At 74.3% G+C, this 13,367-nt stretch carries 16 protein-coding genes; 12 read left to right on the top strand and 4 right to left on the bottom strand.

Going from position 1 to position 13,367, the window contains the following annotated elements; genetic code table 11:
* Complete coding sequence (locus K2224_RS25860) at window positions 1–678, bottom strand: succinate dehydrogenase (RefSeq protein ID WP_399020135.1); 678 nt, start codon at window positions 676–678, stop codon at window positions 1–3.
* Between the two features lie 226 nt (window positions 679–904).
* Here K2224_RS25860 and K2224_RS25855 point away from each other — a divergent pair, with 226 nt between their 5' ends.
* Window positions 905–1,804 carry a LysR family transcriptional regulator gene (locus K2224_RS25855; protein ID WP_221908897.1) on the top strand — a complete coding sequence of 300 codons (900 nt, stop codon included), beginning with the start codon at window positions 905–907 and terminating at the stop codon, window positions 1,802–1,804.
* Between the two features lie 55 nt (window positions 1,805–1,859).
* Here the strand turns inward: K2224_RS25855 and K2224_RS25850 are convergent, their stop codons facing one another.
* The gene (locus K2224_RS25850; protein WP_221908896.1) at window positions 1,860–2,492 is read right to left on the bottom strand and encodes a TIGR03085 family metal-binding protein; all 633 of its coding nucleotides are present in this window, start codon (window positions 2,490–2,492) and stop codon (window positions 1,860–1,862) included.
* A gap of 65 nt (window positions 2,493–2,557) precedes the next feature.
* On the bottom strand, window positions 2,558–2,701 hold the full coding sequence (locus tag K2224_RS25845) for a hypothetical protein (protein WP_221908895.1): 144 nt from the start codon (window positions 2,699–2,701) through the stop codon (window positions 2,558–2,560).
* A 32-nt stretch (window positions 2,702–2,733) separates the two neighbouring features.
* Between K2224_RS25845 and hisI the strand changes: the two genes are divergently transcribed.
* The 11 genes from hisI (at window position 2,734) to lgt (ending at window position 11,650) form a co-directional block, all read left to right on the top strand.
* Window positions 2,734–3,114 (top strand): phosphoribosyl-AMP cyclohydrolase, encoded by a 381-nt coding sequence (hisI, locus tag K2224_RS25840; protein WP_221908894.1) that lies wholly within the window; start codon window positions 2,734–2,736, stop codon window positions 3,112–3,114.
* A gap of 11 nt (window positions 3,115–3,125) precedes the next feature.
* A complete protein-coding gene (locus K2224_RS25835) occupies window positions 3,126–4,670 on the top strand; it encodes an anthranilate synthase component I (RefSeq protein WP_221908893.1) in 1,545 nt (514 codons plus the stop codon).
* Between the two features lie 55 nt (window positions 4,671–4,725).
* The gene (locus tag K2224_RS25830) at window positions 4,726–5,379 is read left to right on the top strand and encodes a TIGR02234 family membrane protein (RefSeq protein WP_221908892.1); all 654 of its coding nucleotides are present in this window, start codon (window positions 4,726–4,728) and stop codon (window positions 5,377–5,379) included.
* An 86-nt stretch (window positions 5,380–5,465) separates the two neighbouring features.
* Window positions 5,466–5,705, top strand: a complete 240-nt coding sequence (locus K2224_RS25825; RefSeq protein WP_221908891.1) for an HGxxPAAW family protein — start codon at window positions 5,466–5,468, stop codon at window positions 5,703–5,705.
* A 110-nt stretch (window positions 5,706–5,815) separates the two neighbouring features.
* The gene (locus K2224_RS25820; RefSeq protein ID WP_260693233.1) at window positions 5,816–6,256 is read left to right on the top strand and encodes a DUF2752 domain-containing protein; all 441 of its coding nucleotides are present in this window, start codon (window positions 5,816–5,818) and stop codon (window positions 6,254–6,256) included.
* A gap of 199 nt (window positions 6,257–6,455) precedes the next feature.
* Entirely contained in the window at window positions 6,456–7,265 is an 810-nt protein-coding gene (gene trpC / locus K2224_RS25815; protein WP_221908890.1) for an indole-3-glycerol phosphate synthase TrpC, read from the top strand.
* 28 nt (window positions 7,266–7,293) lie between these two features.
* A complete protein-coding gene (gene trpM / locus K2224_RS40810; protein WP_260693230.1) occupies window positions 7,294–7,500 on the top strand; it encodes a tryptophan biosynthesis modulator TrpM in 207 nt (68 codons plus the stop codon).
* A gap of 106 nt (window positions 7,501–7,606) precedes the next feature.
* Window positions 7,607–8,878 carry a tryptophan synthase subunit beta gene (gene trpB, locus K2224_RS25810; protein ID WP_221908889.1) on the top strand — a complete coding sequence of 424 codons (1,272 nt, stop codon included), beginning with the start codon at window positions 7,607–7,609 and terminating at the stop codon, window positions 8,876–8,878.
* A complete protein-coding gene (trpA, locus tag K2224_RS25805; protein WP_221908888.1) occupies window positions 8,878–9,720 on the top strand; it encodes a tryptophan synthase subunit alpha in 843 nt (280 codons plus the stop codon). Before trpB ends, trpA begins: the two co-directional genes overlap by 1 nt.
* Window positions 9,721–9,798: 78 nt before the next feature.
* Window positions 9,799–10,596, top strand: a complete 798-nt coding sequence (locus tag K2224_RS25800) for a thioredoxin domain-containing protein (protein ID WP_221908887.1) — start codon at window positions 9,799–9,801, stop codon at window positions 10,594–10,596.
* A 121-nt stretch (window positions 10,597–10,717) separates the two neighbouring features.
* The gene (gene lgt, locus K2224_RS25795) at window positions 10,718–11,650 is read left to right on the top strand and encodes a prolipoprotein diacylglyceryl transferase (protein WP_221908886.1); all 933 of its coding nucleotides are present in this window, start codon (window positions 10,718–10,720) and stop codon (window positions 11,648–11,650) included.
* A 127-nt stretch (window positions 11,651–11,777) separates the two neighbouring features.
* Here the strand turns inward: lgt and K2224_RS25790 are convergent, their stop codons facing one another.
* Window positions 11,778–13,046, bottom strand: a complete 1,269-nt coding sequence (locus K2224_RS25790; RefSeq protein WP_221908885.1) for an ADP-ribosylglycohydrolase family protein — start codon at window positions 13,044–13,046, stop codon at window positions 11,778–11,780.
* Window positions 13,047–13,367 lie beyond the last annotated feature (321 nt).

Genomic DNA, 13,367 nt, shown 5'->3' with positions numbered 1-13,367 from the left:
TCAGCTCACCACTCCGGTCATGACGCCCACGGGGACGGCGACGAAGCCGGCCGTGAGCAGCAGCGCGAGGACGTTGGCGACGGTCTTCAGGGCCCGGTCGTGGGCCCGGCTGCCGACGCCGAGGGTCTGGACGGCGCTCCAGAAGCCGTGCCGGATGTGCATGCCGAGGGCGAGCATCGCCACGATGTAGACGACGTTGCCGTACCAGGTGGAGAAGGTGTCCACGACGTTCTGGTACGGGTGGCCCTCCTGGAAGCCGCCCGGGTGCACGGTGCCGGTCGTCAGGTCGAGGACGTGCCAGACGATGAACAGGCCGAGGATGATCCCGCCCCACCGCATGGTGCGCGTCGCGTAGCTCGCCCGCGGCCCGAAGAGGTCCAGCGGCGCGAAGCGCCTCCGTGTGGGGCGGCGGCCGGGCGACGGGCGGGCGTAGTTGCTCGGCCGCGCCCTGATGCCGCGGCGGCTGAGCTGGTACGCGGCCGTGGCGTGGGCGACCACCGCGACGACGAGGACGACCCGGATCAGCCAGAGCGTCCACTCGTAGTGCATGAAGGGCTCGCCGACGGTGCGCAGCCAGTGGGCGTAGTGGTCGAACTCGCCCGCGCCGAAGTAGATCTTGAGGTTCCCGATCATGTGGGCGACCAGGTACAGCAGCATGATCAGGCCGCTGACGGCCATCACCGTCTTCTTGCCGACGGAGCTGTCCCACAGGGGGTGCCCGCCCGTCGCCCGGCCGCCGCCCCTCACGGAGCGCCGCCGCGCACTGCGCTGATCCGACGACCGTCGGTCCGTCCGCGTTGCCAATGCCATGGAGCCGACGGTAGGGAGGCATCCGGTCATCAGTCCAAGACATGGTGGAGCTGATCTCCATAGGCTGCTCCTATCGTTGATCTATATTCGCCCCATGCAGCTGCAGCAGCTCCGCTATTTCACGGCCGTGGCCGACACCCGCCACTTCACCCGCGCCGCCGAGCGCGAACACGTCGCCCAGCCCTCGCTCTCCCAGCAGATCCGGGCCCTGGAACGGGAGTTGGGCGCCGACCTCTTCCACCGCGCCCGCGGCCACATCACCCTCACCGACGCCGGCGAGACGCTGCTGCCGCTCGCCCGCCGGATCCTCGCCGACACCGAGACCGCCCGCCGCGAGGTCCAGGAGGTCGCCCAGCTGCGCCGCGGCCGGCTCCGCCTCGGCGCCCCGCCCAGCCTCTGCGCCAGCCTCGTCCCCGACGTGCTCAGCGCCTTCCACACCGGCTACCCGGGCGTCGAACTGATCGTCACCGAGGACGGCTCCCAGGACCTCGTCCGGGCCCTGGCCGACGGCGAGCTGGACCTGGCGCTGATCATCACCCCGCTGCCCGGCCAGGCCCCGGCGCTGGCCACCGCAGAGCTGCTGCGCGAGGAACTGGTGGTGGTCTCCGCCCCCGGCCGCCCGGCCCCGGTGACCGGCCGGCGCACCCGGATTCGTGTCGAGGACCTCCGCGGCCGCCCGCTGGCGATGTTCCGCCGCGGCTACGACCTGCGCGAATTCACCACCGCGGCCTGCCGCGCGGCGGGTTTTGAACCCACCTTCACCGTCGAGGGCGGTGAGATGGACGCCGTGCTCGGCTTCGTCCGGGCCGGGCTCGGTATCGCCGTCGTCCCCAGCATGGTCGCCGAACGCTCCGGCCTGCGCATCACCCCGTTCGCCACCCCCGGCATGCACCGGGTGGTCTCGGTCGCGCACCGCGGCGACGTCTCACCGCCGCGCGCCGCCCGCGAACTCGACCGCATCCTGCGGGCCCACCTGGCGAAGGGCACGGCGTGAGGCCCGCGGGCACCGGGCGCCGGTGCCGCCGGCCGGGCGCCGCGGTGCACCCCGGTCACACCCCCAGCTCCGCCTCCAGCACCCGCGCCACCGCGTCCTCGTCCCCGTCCAGTTCGACCCGCGCCGCCTCCTGCCGCCCGAAGGCGAACAGCGTCAGCTCGCCCGGCTCGCCGGTGACCGTCACCACCGGGGTGCCCCGATGCGCCACCGCCGTCTGCCCGTCCGGCCGCCGCAGCACCAGCCCCACCGGCGCCCGGCGGCCCAGCACCCGCGCCGCCCGCTCCAGCCGCGCCCACAGCGCGTCCGCGAAGACCGCGTCCGGCTCGCGCGGCGTCCAGTCCGGCCGGGCCCGCCGCACGTCCTCGGCGTGGACGTAGAACTCCACGGTGTTGGACGCCTCGTCGATCTGCTTGAGGGCGAACGGCGACATCCTCGGCGGGCCGGTCCTGATCAGCCGCAGCAGCTCCTCGTACGGCTTCGCCGCGAACTCGGCCTGCACCCGCGCGAGCCGCGCGGCCAGCGGCTTGACCACGATCCCCGCGGACGCGTCGGCACGGCGCTCGCGCACCACCACGTGCGCGGCCAGATCCCGCGTCGTCCAGCCCTCGCACAGCGTCGGCGCCTCGGGGCCCGCGCTCTCCAACAGGTCGGCCAGAAGGAGCCGTTCACGCTTCGCATGGGTCGACATACGGCCAGCCTACGACCGCCCCGCCCCACCTGCCACGGCGCATCGCCCCGGCCCCGCGCGCCCCGTCACCCGCGCAGCACCAGCACCCCCACCACCACCGCGGCCACCAGCGCCGCCACGAAGACCGCCGCCAGCACCCGCACCGCCATCTTCGCCACCCGGTCCGGGTCCGGCGGCGGTGGCGGGTCGGGGGAGGGCGACTGGTCCATGGCAGCAGGATGCCGCACGGCACAATGGACCCATGAGCAGCAGCCGTGTCACCGCCTCCTCGCTGGACCCCGCCGTCGCCGCCCGCCTCAAGCGCGGCGCGGACGGCCTGTTCCCGGCCATCGCCCAGCAGTACGACACCGGCGAGGTGCTGATGCTCGGCTGGATGGACGACGAGGCGCTGCACCGCACCCTCACCACCGGCCGCTGCACCTACTGGTCCCGCAGCCGACAGGAGTACTGGGTCAAGGGCGACACCTCCGGGCACTTCCAACACGTCCGGTCCGTCGCCCTGGACTGCGACGCCGACACCGTCCTGGTCAAGGTCGACCAGGTCGGCGCCGCCTGCCACACCGGAGCCCGCACCTGCTTCGATGCCGACGTTCTCACGAGCGCACCCGCCACCGACCAGTAGGCTCCGCTCCCATGACCACGGGAACCACCGGCACCGCCACACCCGACCTCGACACCTTCCGCACGCTCGCCGAGGACCGGCGGGTCATCCCCGTCACCCGGCGCCTCCTCGCGGACGGCGACACCCCGGTCGGCCTCTACCGCAAGCTCGCCGGCGAGCGCCCCGGCACCTTCCTCCTCGAATCGGCCGAGAACGGCCGTACGTGGTCGCGGTACTCGTTCATCGGAGTGCGCAGCGCCGCGACGCTCACCGCCCGCGACGGCCGGGCGCACTGGCTCGGCACCCCGCCGGTCGGCGTCCCCACCGGCGGCGACCCGCTCGCCGCGCTGCGCGCCACCGTCGAGGCCCTGCACACGCCCCGCGACCTCATCGAGGGCGAGGGACTGCCCCCGTTCACCGGCGGCATGGTCGGCTACCTCGGCTACGACATCGTGCGCCGCCTGGAGAAGGTCGGCGAGCACACCACCGACGACCTCGGCCTGCCCGAGCTCACCATGCTGCTCACCTCCGACCTCGCCGTCCTGGACCACTGGAGCGGCACGGTCCTGCTGATCGCCAACGCCATCAACCACAACGACCTGGCGACCGGCGTCGACGAGGCGTACGCGGACGCGGTGGCCCGCCTGGACGCCATGGCCGACGACCTCGCCCGCCCCGCGCCCGCGAGCGCCGCCGCGCTCCCGCCGACCGCGCTGCCCCCGTACACCGGCGAGTGGGGCGCCGACAACTTCAAGGCCGCCGTCGACGACGTCAAGGAGCGCATCCGGGCCGGCGAGGCGTTCCAGGTGGTGCCCTCGCAGCGGTTCGAAACCCCCTGCACGGCAAGCGCGTTGGACGTCTACCGCGTGCTGCGGGCCACCAACCCCAGCCCCTACATGTACCTCTTCCGCTTCGAGGGCAACGGAGACCCCGAGGGGGCGGCCTTCGACGTCGTCGGCTCCAGCCCCGAGGCGCTGGTCAAGGTCGAGAACGGCCGGGCCATGGTGCACCCGATCGCCGGCACCCGCCCGCGCGGCTCGTCCGTCCAGGAGGACCAGGCGCTCGCCGACGAGCTGATGGCCGACCCCAAGGAGCGCGCCGAGCACCTGATGCTGGTCGACCTCGGCCGCAACGACCTGGGCCGGGTCTGCGAGCCGGGCAGCGTCGAGGTCGTCGACTTCATGTCCGTCGAGCGCTACAGCCACGTCATGCACATCGTCTCCACCGTCACCGGCACGGTCGCCGCCGACCGCACCGCCTTCGACGTGCTCACCGCCTGCTTCCCCGCCGGCACCCTCTCCGGCGCCCCCAAGCCGCGCGCCCTGCAGATCATCGAGGAGCTGGAGCCGACCCGGCGCGGCCTCTACGGCGGCTGCGTGGGCTATCTGGACTTCGCCGGGGACTCCGACACCGCCATCGCCATCCGCACCGCCCTGCTGCGGGACGGCACGGCCTACGTCCAGGCCGGCGCCGGCATCGTCGCCGACTCCGACCCGGACGCCGAGGACACCGAGTGCCGCAACAAGGCCGCCGCCGTCCTCCGGGCCGTCCACACCGCCAACCACCTGGGCAAATGACCGGCCGCACCCCCGCACGGCGGCCCGCGAGGGCCGGTAGGCGATAGTGGTACGCGTGAGTGCCGTACCCCAGTCCCGTACCGACACCGAGCCGGCTCCCGCCCCGGCCCGGCCCCGCAGCAGCGCCCGGCGCTCGCTGGCCCTGGCGCTGCTGCTCGGCGCCGCCGGCGCGGGCCTGGCGCTGCTCGCCTCCGGCCGCACCTGGGCCCGGGGCACCGCGGCGCTCGCCCAGGGCGAGCTGCCGCGCACCGTGACCGGCGCCGACGTGACCGGCGTGCCCGGCGCGCTGGCGGTGGTCGGCCTGGCCGCCCTGGTCGCCGTCTTCGCGGTCCGTCGGGTCGGCCGGATCGTGGTCGCCGCCCTGCTGGCCCTCAGCGGCCTCGGCGTCACCGCCGCCGCCGCCCTCGGCTACGCCGACACCTCGGCGCTGCGCGAGAAGGCCGCCGACGCGGTCGGCCTGAACACCGCCGATGTGCATCACGTCACGCACACCGTCTGGCCCTGGGTGGCCGCCGCCGGCGGCCTGCTGCTGCTCCTCGCCGGGGTCCTGGCCCTGGTCTTCGGCCGCCTCTGGCCCGCGATGTCGGGCCGGTACGAGCGCACCCCCGGCGGCGCCCGCGGCCCGCGGCGCGCCGCGGCGCCGCCGGACCTGGAGCGCCCCGAGGAGATCTGGAAGTCCCTGGACCGCGGCGAGGACCCCACCCGGTAAAAGGGCCCCGCCCGGCATCGGTGACAATGGACGACGACATTCGCGCGCCCGGACCCCGGCGCGACTTCAGCAACGAGGAGCACTCCATGTCGAGCAGTGGCCACGGACACACCCCCGCCGCCTGGACCGGCGTCATCATCGCCTTCATCGGCTTCTGTGTGGCCGGTGCCTTCATCGTGGTGGGCAATGTCGCCGGCTTCTGGGCGGGCATGGTGCTGATCGGCGCCGGCGCCGTCGTGGGTGGCCTGATGCGCGCGGCCGGCCTCGGCCAGGAGCCCAAGCGCTCGGCCGAGCCCGCCGCGAAGGCCCGGCCGCAGGAGGGCTGAGCCCCGCTCCGCAGCACCCCGGAGGCGCCGCTTCCCGCCCCGTAGGGCCCGCGCCCCGTACGGCGGCGAAGAAGCTGCGCCTTCTTGCGTCCGGTAGCACCATCGGCACCGTGAGTGATCATGTGGTCCGGCCCCGGCCGGACACCTCCCGCGGGCCACTGCGCCGGCTCGCCGCACCGGCCGGCACCCTGGCGGCGGTGGTCGCCGCCTTCACCTGGGTCGGCACCGTCGACCCCAACGAACCGGGCCACTACCCGGTCTGTCCGCTGCGGCACCTCACCGGCCTGCTCTGTCCGGCCTGCGGCGGGCTGCGCAGCGCGCACGCCGTCGCGCACGGCGACCTCCTCGCGGCGCTCGGCGCCAACGCCCCCGCGGTGGCCGGCTACGCCGCGTTCGCGCTCTTCTGGCTGGTCTGGGCGGCCCGCGCGGTGCGCGGCCTGCCCACGCCGGGCCCGCGGCCCCGACCGGCCCACTGGTGGGCGCTGGGCGGCCTGCTGCTGGTCTTCACGCTCGTCCGCAACCTCCCCCTCGGCGCCGGACTGCGGCCGTGACGCACCCCCGTCCGCGGCCCGCCGCGGCCCCCGGGGCGTACCGCCGGGCACCCCGAAGTCGTCCAGTTCGTGGGACCGCGGTCAACCGGATGCGCTACCTGCCCCTCGCGGCGGATACCATCAAAGGACCGGCCGGGACGACGGTTCGCGTCCCACCGGCCGCTGTCCACCGCCACCCTTCAAGAAGGAGGCCGCTCGCGTGAGCGTGCTCGACGAGATCATCGACGGAGTCCGCGCCGACCTCGCAGAGCGGCAGGCGCGCGTCGGCCTCGACGAGCTCAAGGAGCGGGCCCGCAAGGCGCGCCCGGCCAAGGACGGCGTCGCCGCCCTGAAGGGCGAGGGCGTCCGGGTGATCTGCGAGGTCAAGCGCTCCAGCCCGTCCAAGGGCGCGCTCGCCGCGATCGCCGACCCCGCGGGCCTGGCCGCCGACTACGAGGCGGGCGGTGCCGCGGTGATCTCCGTCCTCACCGAGCAGCGCCGGTTCGGCGGCTCGCTGGCCGACCTGGAGGCCGTCCGCGCCAAGGTCGACATCCCCGTCCTGCGCAAGGACTTCATCGTCACCGCCTACCAGCTGTGGGAGGCCCGGGCCTACGGCGCGGACCTCGCGCTGCTGATCGTCGCCGCGCTGGAGCAGGAGGCCCTGGTCTCGCTGATCGAGCGGGCCGAGTCGATCGGGCTGACGCCGCTGGTCGAGGCGCACGACGAGGAGGAGGTCGCCCGCGCGGTGGCCGCCGGCGCGAAGATCATCGGGATCAACGCCCGCGACCTCAAGACCCTGGAGGTCGACCGCGGCACCTTCGCCCGGGTCGCCCCCGAGGTCCCCGACCACATCGTCAAGGTCGCCGAGTCCGGCGTGCGCGGCCCGCACGACCTGATCGCATACGCCAACGACGGCGCCGACGCCGTACTGGTCGGCGAGTCCCTGGTCACCGGCAAGGACCCCAAGGCCGCGGTCGCCGATCTGGTCGCCGCCGGCTCCCACCCGGCGATCCGGCACGGCCGGGACTGACCGGGCCCCGCAGGACAGGCACCCCGAGATGACCGCCGCCCCCCTCCGCCCCGAGGTCAAGTCCCGCCGCTCCCGGCTGCGTTCGGGCGGGCGGTGCCCCCTTGCGCTTCCCTCGTGGCACCGTGGCTGCCGGGCGCCCGCCCGCCGGGTCCGGGGGCGCCGGGTGCGGTACCACATCGGCTCCGAGCCGGGTCAGATCAACGGGCGGCGATGGCGTCCGGGGACCGCGCGCTGACGCGTCCGTCCCCGTAGCGGCGACGGAGCGGTGCGCGGAGCAGCCGTCACGCCATCCCGACATACCGGACCTCCGGGGCGCCGAGCCCCGGTCGAGGAGTGCTCAGATGTCCTCCGAAAGTTCCCGTTTCTTCCTTCCCGACCCGGAAGGCCAAGTCCCCAGCGCCGAGGGCTACTTCGGCGCCTTCGGCGGCAAGTTCATCCCCGAGGCGCTGGTCGCCGCGGTGGACGAGGTCGCCGCCGAGTACGAGAAGGCCAAGGCCGACCCGGCCTTCGCCGCCGAGCTCGACGACCTGATGGTCAACTACACCGGCCGGCCCAGCGCCCTCACCGAGGTGCCGCGGTTCGCCGAACACGCCGGCGGGGCCCGGGTGTTCCTCAAGCGCGAGGACCTCAACCACACCGGCTCGCACAAGATCAACAACGTGCTGGGCCAGGCCCTGCTCACCAAGCGCATGGGCAAGACCCGGGTCATCGCGGAGACCGGCGCCGGCCAGCACGGCGTCGCCACCGCCACCGCCTGCGCCCTCTTCGGCCTCGAATGCACCATCTACATGGGCGAGATCGACACCGAGCGGCAGGCCCTCAACGTCGCCCGGATGCGGATGCTCGGCGCCGAGGTCATCGCCGTGAAGTCCGGCAGCCGCACCCTCAAGGACGCCATCAACGAGGCGTTCCGCGACTGGGTCGCCAACGTCGACCGCACCCACTACCTCTTCGGCACGGTCGCCGGCCCGCACCCCTTCCCGGCCCTGGTCCGCGACTTCCACCGGGTCATCGGCGTCGAGGCCCGCCGCCAGATCCTCCAGCGCGCCGGCCGGCTGCCGGACGCCGCCCTGGCCTGCGTCGGCGGCGGCTCCAACGCCATCGGCCTGTTCCACGCCTTCCTGCCCGACACCGGCGTCCGCCTGATCGGCTGCGAGCCCGGCGGCCACGGCATCGAGACCGGCGAGCACGCCGCCACCCTCACCGAGGGCACTCCCGGCATCCTGCACGGCTCCCGCTCCTACGTCCTCCAGGACGAGGACGGCCAGATCACCGAGCCGTACTCGATCTCGGCCGGCCTGGACTACCCGGGCATCGGCCCCGAGCACGCCTACCTCAAGGACGTCGGCCGCGCCGAGTACCGCGCGGTCACCGACGACGCGGCGATGCAGGCCCTGCGCCTGCTGTCCCGCACCGAGGGCATCATCCCGGCCATCGAGAGCGCCCACGCGCTGGCCGGCGCCCTGGAGGTCGGCCGGGAGCTGGGCCCCGACGGCCTGCTGCTGATCAACCTCTCCGGCCGCGGCGACAAGGACATGGACACCGCCGCCCGCTACTTCGGGCTCTACGACAACGACAACGGCGCCGACCGCACCGGTGAGGGGGACAAGTGATGGCGGGCAACATCGAACTCCTGACGTCCGTCCTGGCGCAGGCCCGCGCCGAGGACCGGGCCGCGCTGGTCGGCTACCTCCCGGCCGGCTTCCCCACCGTCGACGGCGGCATCCGGGCGCTGACCGAGATGCTCGACGGCGGCTGCGACATCGTCGAGGTCGGGCTGCCGCACAGCGACCCGGTCCTGGACGGCCCGGTGATCCAGACCGCCGACGACATCGCGCTGCGCGCCGGCGTCCGGATCACCGACGTGCTCCGCACGGTCCGCGACGTGCACGCCGCCACCGGCGCGCCGGTGCTCTGCATGACGTACTGGAACCCTGTCGACCGCTACGGCGTCGAGCGGTTCGCCGCCGACCTCGCCGAGGCGGGCGGCGCCGGCTGCATCCTGCCGGACCTCCCGGTCGAGGAGTCCGAGGTCTGGCGCAAGGCCGCCGAACAGCACGGCCTGGCCACCGTCTTCGTGGTCGCCCCGAGCAGCCGGGACGAGCGGCTCGCCAAGATCACCGAGGCCGGCAGCGGCTTCGTCTACGCCGCGTCCCTGATGGGCGTCACCGGCACCCGCGAGTCCGTCGGCCGGGAGGCCGAGGACCTGGTGGCCCGCACCCGCGCCACGGCGGGCGCCCGTCGTGGGCTCCCCGTCTGCGTCGGCCTGGGCGTCTCCAACGCCGAGCAGGCCGCCGAGGTGGCCCGCTTCGCCGACGGTGTGATCGTCGGCTCGGCGTTCGTCAAGTGCCTGCTGGCGGCGGACGGCGACCTTGACGCCGGGCTGACCGCCGTCCGGGCCCTGGCCGGGCGGCTCGGCGACGGCGTGCGCCGGAACGGCGCGGCCCGGGACTGACCCCGGCAGATCGTCCGATCGGGCGAACCTCGGAGCGGAGGGGTGCGGCTGTGCCCCTCCGCTTCGTTGTCCACGGGCGTGAACCAGAAGAACCATGACGGCCCGAAGCGTGACGGAACGAGCAGCGCCCGCGAGCGGCTCCAGGCCCAGCGTGACAAGGAGAGGACGCGCGCCCGCCGGGTCCGCCAGTCGGCCGTCGCCGGCGCGGTGGTCGCGGTGCTCGCGGTGGCCGGCGGGATCGCCGTCTGGGTGTCCTCCGGCGGCGGCACCGGCAGCACCACCGACGACGCCTTCGCCCTCCCCAGAAAGGCCAGCGACGGCGACAAGCCCGCCGTCCAGGTGGGTCCGGCCGGCGCCCGTTCCACCCTCACCGTCTGGGAGGACTTCCGCTGCCCGGCCTGCCAGCAGTTCGAGACCGGCTTCCGCCCGGTGATCCACCAGCTCCAGGACTCCGGCCGGCTCAAGGTGGAGTACCACCTCGCCACCCTCATCGACGGCAACGCCGGCGGCACCGGCTCGCTGAACGCCGCCAACGCCGCCCTGTGCGCCCAGGACGCCGGAAAGTTCCGCGACTACCACGACGTCCTCTACTCCCACCAGCCGCCCGAGCAGCAGGACCGCTTCGGCGACAAGAAGTACCTGCTCCAGCTGGCCGGGAAGGTCCCGGGTCTGACGTCGGCCGCGTTCACCAAGTGCGTCCACGACGGCCGGTACGACGGCTTCGTCCGCAAGTCCAACGAGGCGTTCGCCAGTGGCGGCTTCCGCGGCACCCCGACCGTCCTGCTCAACGGCAAGGACCTCTCCCAGGTCAAGGGCGGCCGGGTCACCCCCGCGGACCTGAAGAAGATGGTCCTGGCGGCGGACAAGAGCAAGTAGCCCGGCCGCGGCCGTCCGGCCGGGCAGTCGGTACGGACCGCTGCGCCGCCGTGGCCGTTACGCAGCCGTTGCCGGGCGGGTTGTCGTCGACCCCGCCCGGCGCGGTAGCGTCGGTCCTGCCATGGACCTCGCATTCATTCCCAGCCCGTCGACCGGTGTCGTCCATCTCGGGCCGATCCCGCTGCGCGGCTACGCGTTCTGCATCATCATCGGCGTGTTCGTCGGCGTCTGGCTCGGCAACCGGCGCTGGGTGCAGCGCGGCGGCCGCTCCGGAACGGTCGCCGACATCGCCGTGTGGGCGGTGCCCTTCGGCCTGGTCGGCGGGCGTTTGTACCACGTCATCACGACGTACGAGCCGTACTTCGGCGAGAACGGCCACCCGCTCGACGCCTTCAAGGTGTGGCAGGGCGGCCTCGGCATCTGGGGCGCGGTCGCGCTGGGCGCGCTCGGTGCCTGGATCGGCTGCCGCCGCCGGGGCATCCCGATGCCCGCGTACGCCGACGCGCTGGCGCCGGGCCTCGCCATCGGCCAGGCGATCGGCCGCTGGGGCAACTGGTTCAACCAGGAGCTGTACGGCAAGCCGACCGACGTCCCGTGGGCGCTGAAGATCGACCCGGACCCGGCGATCGGCCGCATCGGCGGCACCTACCACCCGACGTTCCTCTACGAGTGCCTGTGGTGCCTGGGCGTCGCGGCGCTGGTGATCTGGGCGGACAAGCGCTTCCGCCTCGGCCACGGGCGGGTCTTCGCGCTCTACGTCGCCGCCTACTGCGCGGGCCGCGCCTGGATCGAGTACCTGCGGGTCGACGAGGCGCACCACATCCTGGGCCTGCGGCTGAACGTCTGGACCGCGTTGGTGGTCCTCGTCCTGGCCGTCGTCTACATGATCGTCTCCGCGAAGAAGGCCCCGGGCCGCGAGGAGATCGTCGAACCGGAGTGGCAGCTCGCCGAGGGCGGCCGGGAGGACGGCGGGAAGCCTGCCGACGGCTCGGCGTCCGGATCCGCCGCCGGGTCCGCCGAGGCCGCCGGAAGCCCGGGCGGCGCGAAGTCCTGAGGCCGGCCGGGAACGGCCCCCATCCGACCGGAGCGCCGGGCGGACCCGCTCGCACCGGGACCGCCCGGCGCTCCGCTGTGTCGGCCGGGTCCGGCGTGCCGTCCGGCGGCTGTCGGCCGCCGGCCCGTCACCGGCCGCTGGCCTCGGTCATCACCGTCCCTGCCACCAGGGCGCCGAAGGACTGCTCGTGGCGCAGACGGCGGGCCCGGTCGCGGGCGAAGACCTCGCGGGCGACACCGGCCAGCGCGACGGCCGGGGCGTGCAGGTCGAGCCGGCTGGCCCGGGCGACCTCGGCGCTCCACTCGGCGGGCACCGCCGCCGCGCCGTTCAGGGCGCCGGCGAGCGCACCGGTCATCGTGGCGATCGCGGCGCAGTCGCGCCCGTAGTTGACCGCGCCGAGCACACCGGCCCGGTAGTCGCCGTCGGCGACCAGCAGCATGCCCAGGGCGATGGGGAGTTCCTCGACGGCGTGCACGCGGGAGGGCCGGCGGGCGCCCAGGGACGGTTCGCGGTGGTTCGGGCCGACGGTGTCGTAGGGGGCGACCGCCGCCCGCAGCGGCACCAGCGCGGACTCGTAGTCGGTGTGCGGCGCGGCGACGTCGCAGACCGCCTCGATCGCCGCCCGGGTGCCGTCCTTCGCCAGCCGCAGGGCGTGTCCGACGACCGTGGCCGGGGTGGCGTCCGGCAGGAACGCGGCGGCCACCGCGGCGGCGAACACCCCGGCCGCCTCCCGCCCGTAGGAGGACTGGTGGGCGGCGGAGATGTCCAGCGCCTCGGTGTAGGCCCGGTCCGGATTACCGGCGTTGACGATGCCGACCGGCGTCATGTACATCGCCGCACCGGAGTTGACGATGTTTCCGACGCCGGCCTCGCGCGGATCGGCGTGGCCGTAGTGCAGCCGTGCCACGATCCACTTCTCGGCGAGGAAGATCCGCTGCAACGGCAGTGCCTCGGCCTCGAGTTCGGGGATCCAGCGGGGCGTGCCGATCAGGTCGGGGACGAGGTGGTCGGCGACGGCGTAGGCGTCGAGGTGGTCGCGGACCGTCTCGTAGACGCGGACCAGCGCATGGGTCATCAGGGTGTCGTCGGTGATGTGGCCGTCGCCCTTGTGGTACGGCGCGAGCGGTCGCGCGGTGCGCCAATCCGGGTGGAACGGCCCGACGATGCCCTCGATGCGGCCGCCGTGCCGGGCCACGATCTGTTCCGGCGTCAGGCCCTCGGCCGGCCCGCCGAGGGCGTCGCCGACCGCGGCCCCGACGAGGGCGCCGGCCGCCCGGTCCTCCAGCGGGGAGACCTCGGGCTCCGGGGCGCTGCCGCAGGGGGCCGGGGGCCCCTCGGGGTCCGGCGGCTCGGGGGCGGGCCGGGCCGGGGTGGCGGTGGTGGCGGCGTCCGTCATCGGGGTGTCCTTTCGCGGGCTGAGGGGGCCGTCGGGGCGGACGGCCGGAGGCGTCCGGAGTCCGTGTCCCGCCCGGTATCCGTCCCCCGCGGCGGCCCGGGTCTCCTGTCCGGGGCCGCAGGGTCACCCGGTCGACCGTCCCGGCGGGTGCCGCCGCCCGCAGACAGTCTTGTGATCCGGATCACAAGCTTGCCGTTTCGGTAAAGCCGCAGGTCAGCGAGGTAAGTTCGGCCTTCCTTGCTAGCGGAGCAGGGTAATCCGCGCATAACTTCGAGGGGTTGGAGGGGGAAGTGCCGCCATCGGCCCACGCCTCGCAAGGAG

The organism is Streptomyces sp. BHT-5-2 (assembly GCF_019774615.1).
Taxonomy (GTDB): Bacteria; Actinomycetota; Actinomycetes; order Streptomycetales; family Streptomycetaceae; genus Streptomyces.
The sequence above is the reverse complement of the archived record's forward strand: the minus strand, read 5'-3'. Positions and strand labels throughout refer to the sequence as shown.